Raw genomic sequence first — 6,182 nt, 5'->3', positions numbered from 1 at the left:
ATGCAGGACTACACCATCCACATCCTGGTGCAGACGGCGAGCTACGCGATCGCCGTCTTCGGGCTGACGGTCGTGCTCGGCCTGTGCGGCCAGATCAACCTCGCGCAGGCGGCGTTCTTCGGCTTCGGCGCTTATGCCGTGGCCATCGGCACGTCGGACTACCAGATCAGCTTCTGGCTTTGTCTGATCGCGGGCTGCATCATGGCGTTGCTGGCCGGCGCGTTGCTCGGCCTCTCGACGCTGCGGCTCGGCGGGCATTACCTCGCGATGGTCACGATCTCGTTCCAGCAGATCGTGACCCTGGTGATGATCAACGCGATCTGGCTGACCCATGGCCCCGACGGCGTCGGCAAGATCGGTCGGCCGCTACTGTTCCAGTCGTCGCAATCCTATCTGGCGTTTTGCGTCGCGATGCTGGCGATCATCGGCTATCTGGTCTGGCATCTGCCGCAAACGCGGCTCGGCCGCGCCATGCGCGCGGTGCGTGACAACGAGCTGGCGGCCGGCGTCACCGGCATCGACGTGTTCCGCACCAAGGTCTACGCCTTTGCGATCTCGGCCGTGCTCGGCGGTCTCGGCGGTGGGTTGTTCGCGGGCGGTTTCGCCTATGTCAGCCCGGACCAGTTCTCCTTCGCGGAATCGATCATCTTCCTCACCATGTCGCTGCTCGGCGGCGTGGCGTCGCCGATCGGTTCGGCGATCGGCACCGGCCTCCTGATCCTGATCCCGGAATGGCTGCGCTTTCTGAAGAGCGTGCCGGGATTGTATCTGGCGATCTACGGCCTGTCGGTGATCCTGATCATCCGTTACATGCCGGACGGCATCTGGGGCTTTGTCACCGCCTTCCTCGATCGCTTCCGCGGCAAGGTCCGGATTCCCGATCCAGGCCTGCCGCTGCAATTGTCGCCGGCCAGAACCGGCGGCGACATGGTGCTGCAGGTTACCGGCCTGGCCAAGCATTTCGGCGGCCTCAAGGCGGTCGATGAGGTCGACATCGAGGTCCGGCGCGGCGGCGTGCATGCGCTGATCGGGCCGAACGGCTCCGGCAAGACCACCACGCTCAACGTGCTGTCCGGCCTCTACAGCGCCACCGCCGGCCGCGTGCTGCTCGATGGCACCGACGTCACCATCATGCCGCCGCATCTGCGCGCGGCGGCGGGGTTGGGCCGCACCTTCCAGAACATTCGCCTGTTCCGCTCGATGAGCGCGCTGGAGAATGTGATGATCGGCGCCGAGCGGCCTGGCAACACGCTGATCGGCAATGGCGGCGAGGCCGCGCTGACGGCGCGGGCGATGTCGGCGCTGACTTTCGTCGGCCTCGGCCCGCGTGCTAACGAGCTGATCTCCAGCTTCTCCTACGGCCATCAGCGGCTGATCGAGATCGCGCGGGCACTGGCCGCCAATCCGACCCTGCTGCTGCTCGACGAGCCGGCGGCGGGGCTCAACTCAAGCGAAAAACTCGAACTGCACGAATTGCTGAAGCGCATCGCGGCGCAGGGGCTGACCATTCTGATCATCGATCATGACATGACGCTGGTCTCCGAAGCCGCGCAGCACATCACCGTGCTGAATTTCGGTCGTCGCATCGCGGACGGCGAATCCATGGCAGTGCTTCGCCATCCGGATGTCGTCTCCGCCTATCTCGGAACTGAATGATGGCGCTGCTCGAAGTCCGCGATCTCAACGTCCGCTACGGCGAAATCGAAGCCCTGCGCGGCATCTCCTTCAGCGTCGAGGAGGGCCAGGTAGTGACCCTGCTCGGCGCCAATGGCGCCGGCAAGTCGACCACCTTGCGCGCGATCTCCGGCCTCGCCAAACCGGCGGCCGGCGAGATCCTGTTCGACGGCCAGTCGATCGCCGGCCTCGGCCCGGAAGTGATCGTGCGCCAGGGCATCAGCCACGTGCCGGAGGGCAGGCGGGTGTTTCCCGGTCTCACCGTCAAGGAAAACATCATGCTCGGCGGCTCCAATCGCCGGGCCTCCAAGGCGGAACTGTCGCGCGAGGCCGACGCGATGTTCGACCTGTTTCCCGACATCCGAAAATTCTCCGAATCGCTGGGCTGGACGCTGTCCGGCGGCCAGCTACAGATGGTCGCGGTGGCGCGGGGCCTGATGGCCAGGCCGCGGCTGCTATTGCTGGACGAGCCGTCGCTCGGCCTCGCGCCGGTGATCGTGCAGGCGGTATTCCGCATCATCTCCGAGATCCGGCTGAAGACCACGGTGTTGCTGGTCGAGCAGAACGCGCGGATGGGGCTGTCCGTCGCCGACCATGGCTATGTGCTGGAAACCGGTCGTATCGTGCTTGGCGGCAAGCCCGACGAATTGTGGGGCAACGAGGCCATCGCGGCGGCTTATCTTGGCGGCCATGCGAGAAAGCCGCTCGCGGAGCTGCCCGCGCACTGATACTTGTTCAGGACCCGGTGTGGTCGAGCGAAGCGTCGCATAGCTTCGCGCAGCCGGGACCGTTACGAACGCCGTCGCCTGCTACGGTCCCGGCTCTGCAGCGCACCACGCCGAGGCGGCGTGACGCATTGCGTCCGGGACATGGTTGACTGAGAACAACGATCCAATAAGGGCAAAAGTCCAATCATGGTTACACTTCAAGTCAACCGGCTGATCGATTTTGTCGCCGATGTGTTTGCGCATGCCGGCTCCTCGGCGGAAGAGGCGAAGCGCATCGCCAGCTATCTGACCACCGCCAACCTCACCGGCCATGACAGCCACGGCGTGATCCGGGTGCCGGTCTATGTGCGCTGGCGCAATGCCGGCATGATCATCCCCAACCAGACCATCGAGGTGCCGGTCGACACGCCGTCGCTGGCGGTGGTCGATGGCCGCTTCGGCTATGGTCAGACCGTCGGGCCGCAGGCGGTGCGAATCGGCATCGAGAAGTGCAAGGCCGTGGGCCTCGCCGCGGTGGCGACGCGAAATTCCGGTCATATCGGGCGGATCGGCGACTGGGCTGAAATGGCCGCCGCCGAAGGCCTGATCTCGATCCACTTCGTCAATGCCGCGGGCTCCGTGCTGGTGGCGCCCTATGGCGGCGTCGAGCGCCGGCTGTCCACCGCGCCCTATTGCGTCGGCATTCCGCGTCCGGGCCACGCGCCGGTGGTGCTGGATTTCGCTACCTCGATCGTCGCCGAGGGCAAGGTGCTGGTCGCCAGTCGCGGCGGCAAGAAACTGCCGGAGGGCGCGCTGATCGATCTCGACGGCACGTTGAGCGAGGACCCCGCGGTGCTGTATGGCCCGCATGAAGCCAATGGACCGCGCGACCATTCCAAGGGCAAGGGCGCCATCCGCGCCTTCGGCGAGCACAAGGGATCGGGCCTGGCCCTGATGTGCGAGTTGCTCGGCGGCGCGCTGACCGGCAACGGCGCCACCAAGCTGGACCGCCCGTTCGCCAATGGCATGTTCGCAATCTATGTCGACCCGAAGCGGATCGATCCCGCCAACTTCTTCGATGGCGAGGTCACGCGCTATATCGATTATTTCAAGGACACCAAGCCGGCCGCCGGCGTTGACGCCGTGCTGATCCCCGGCGATACCGAAGCGCGCACCCGCGCCGAGCGCACCGCGAACGGTGTGCCGCTGCCGGATGAGACCTGGAGCGCGATCGTGCAGACCGCGCGCGAGGTCGGCGTCAGCGAAGCCACGATCCAGAACGTCGGAAACTGAACACCGGCATCACCCCCGTCATTGCGAGGAGCCCTTGCGACGAAGCAATCCAGTCTTTCCTTGTTGCCTTGTGGATTGCCGCGTCGCTTTGCCCCTCGCAATGGCGACCATCATCGACTGAGAAAAGGACCAAATAAAATGGCGAATAAAGTCAAGGAAATCTGGAAGTCGGGCAAGGTCGTCGTCAATGGCTGGCTGGCGATTCCGTCGGGCTTCTCGGCCGAGGTGCTGGCGCAATGCGGTTTTGACAGCGTCACCGTCGATATCCAGCACGGCGTGCAGGACTACATGTCGATGGTGGAATGTTTCCAGGCGATGGGCGCGCATCCGGTGACGCCGATGGTCCGCGTGCCATGGAACGAGCCCGGCATCATCGGCAAGGTGCTCGACGGCGGCGCCTATGGCGTGATCTGCCCGATGATCAACACCAAGCAGGAAGCCGAGAATTTCGTGCAATACGCCAAATACCCGCCGCATGGTACCCGCAGCAACGGCCCGATCCGTTCCGGCATGTATGGCGGCGCCGGCGACTACCAGAAGACCGCGAATGACGAGATCCTGTGCATCCCGATGCTGGAGACCAAGACGGCGGTCGACAACATGGAAGCCATTCTCGACGTCGAAGGCATTGCCGGCGTCTATGTCGGCCCCTCCGATCTCGGCTTCTCCTACGGCCTGGTCCCGAAACTCGACCGCGAAGAGCCGGAGATCCTGAAGATCTACGACAAGCTGATCAAGGAATGCGACAAGCGCGGGATCTATCCGGGCATCCATTGCTCCGGTCCGGTCGGCGCCGCGAAGAACATCGCCATGGGCTTCAAGCTGGTGACGCTGCTCAACGACAGCGGCATCCTGGCCACCGGCGCCAAGAACTGGGTCGACGACACCCGCAAGAACTCCGGCGGCAAGGCGTAGAAAACTCTGTCGTCCCGGGTTGCGCGCAGCGCAAGCTGCAAGCGAACCCAAAGCTGTCATTCCGGGGCGGGAGCAGCGCCAGCTGCGACCGAACCCGGAATCCAGTCGTGTTCAACATCTCGAGATTCCGGGTTCGCGACCGCCTTGCGGCGTTCGCGCCCCGGAATGACGAACGCGTTACGCACTTGTCCGAAGAGACGAGGCTGATAGGGAGAATCACCATGCCGACAAAATTGCGGCTGCTCGACCGACGGCAATTGATGACCGCCGGCGCGGGGATCGCGGCATGGCTGAGCGCGCCTTCGCTCGTCAAGGCCGATACCTGGCCGACCCGGCCGATCCGGATACTGGCGGGCTCCGCGGCGGGCGGCCAGACCGACCAGTTCGCGCGCGTCTATGGCGAATATCTGTCGCGCCAGCTCGGGCAGACGGTGGTGGTCGAGAACAAGGCCGGCGCCGGTGGCGCCCTCGCAGCGGCGGAGCTGAAGCGCTCCGATCCCGACGGCCACACCCTGATGATCTGTAACACCACCGCCTATATGCTCAACCCGGTGCTGATCAAGGACATCCAGTACAATGTCGCCGAGGATTTCGCCTGGATCACCGTGATGCCGGGCGGCAGTCTGCCCTTCCTGGTCAGCGAAAAGGTCGGCGCCAAAACGCTGCCGGAATTCATCGCCTATGCGCGCAAGGCCGAGAGGGTGAATGTCGGGACCTACGCCGCCGGCTCCTTCGCGCATATGGTGATCGCCGAACTCAACAAGCAATATGGCCTCAAGATCGAGGCCGTGCATTATCGCGGTGAGGCGCCAATGTGGCAGGATCTCGCCGGACAATCGATCGATGGCGGCATTGGCAGCTATGCCGCGGCGCTGCCGGTGATGCAGGCCGGCAAGGCGCGCGCCGTCGCGGTGTCGCGGCGCCGCATCAGGGATCTGCCCGATGTCGCGACCTTCCAGGAGCAGGGCGCCACCTCGCGCGCGCACGGCCTGCTGACCTTCCAGGGCTGCGTCGCGCCGGCCAAGACGCCGCCGGAGATCATCGCCAGACTGTCGGCGCTGTTCGTCGCGGCCGGCCAGAGCGAGCGCATTCGGGAATTGTTCAAGAGCCAGGGCATCGATGAAGGCGCGATGTCGCTGGCCGCCAGCCAGGCGCTGTACCGGGAGGAAGCCCCGGTCTGGGCCGAGATCGCCGCGGGGCTGGTACCACAGGGGCAGTAGGAAGTGCCGGTGGCTGCAGCCGTCATTCCGGGGCGGGAGCAGCGCGAGCTGCGAGCAAACCCGGAATCTCGAAATATTCAAAACATATCGAGGTCCCCCACTTCAACCGCAGTGGCTGAGGTTCGCTCGGGCTGCGGCTGCTGCCCCGGGGCGACAACAGGGCGCTAAGAAATTATTCCACGAGTCTGTTGACAATAGTCCTTTACTGATTATAATCCGCGCCATCCCGCCCCGGTGAGAGGGGCGTTCGCGACGTCGGCGATCGCGGGGCGGGATGCGGTGACGCGGCAGCGTCAGGCCGGAGCGAAGGTCGCAGGGCGCCAGCCCCGACTTGAACATGCCCCCTTATGGCTAGGGGAGTGTTCAAGGACGG

Annotated in this window: 5 protein-coding genes; all 5 read left to right on the top strand. The window is 64.9% G+C overall.

What is annotated here, in order from left to right:
* Positions 1 to 1,656, top strand: a 1,656-nt coding sequence (locus Q0S16_RS15600; protein ID WP_295849841.1) for a branched-chain amino acid ABC transporter ATP-binding protein/permease, incomplete at its 5' end; no start/stop codon positions are given.
* A complete protein-coding gene (locus Q0S16_RS15595) occupies positions 1,656 to 2,402 on the top strand; it encodes an ABC transporter ATP-binding protein (protein WP_295849840.1) in 747 nt (248 codons plus the stop codon). The genes Q0S16_RS15600 and Q0S16_RS15595, both read left to right, overlap by 1 nt.
* Positions 2,403 to 2,588: 186 nt before the next feature.
* Entirely contained in the window at positions 2,589 to 3,674 is a 1,086-nt protein-coding gene (locus Q0S16_RS15590; protein ID WP_295849838.1) for a malate/lactate/ureidoglycolate dehydrogenase, read from the top strand.
* Positions 3,675 to 3,812: 138 nt separating this feature from the next.
* A complete protein-coding gene (locus tag Q0S16_RS15585; RefSeq protein ID WP_295849835.1) occupies positions 3,813 to 4,589 on the top strand; it encodes an aldolase/citrate lyase family protein in 777 nt (258 codons plus the stop codon).
* A gap of 221 nt (positions 4,590 to 4,810) precedes the next feature.
* A complete protein-coding gene (locus tag Q0S16_RS15580) occupies positions 4,811 to 5,809 on the top strand; it encodes a tripartite tricarboxylate transporter substrate binding protein (protein ID WP_295849832.1) in 999 nt (332 codons plus the stop codon).
* Positions 5,810 to 6,182: the final 373 nt, after the last annotated feature.

The sequence above is a fragment of the Tardiphaga sp. genome, from assembly GCF_025356345.1.
Taxonomy (GTDB): domain Bacteria; phylum Pseudomonadota; class Alphaproteobacteria; order Rhizobiales; family Xanthobacteraceae; genus Tardiphaga.
This window is presented reverse-complemented; position numbering and strand designations above follow the sequence as displayed.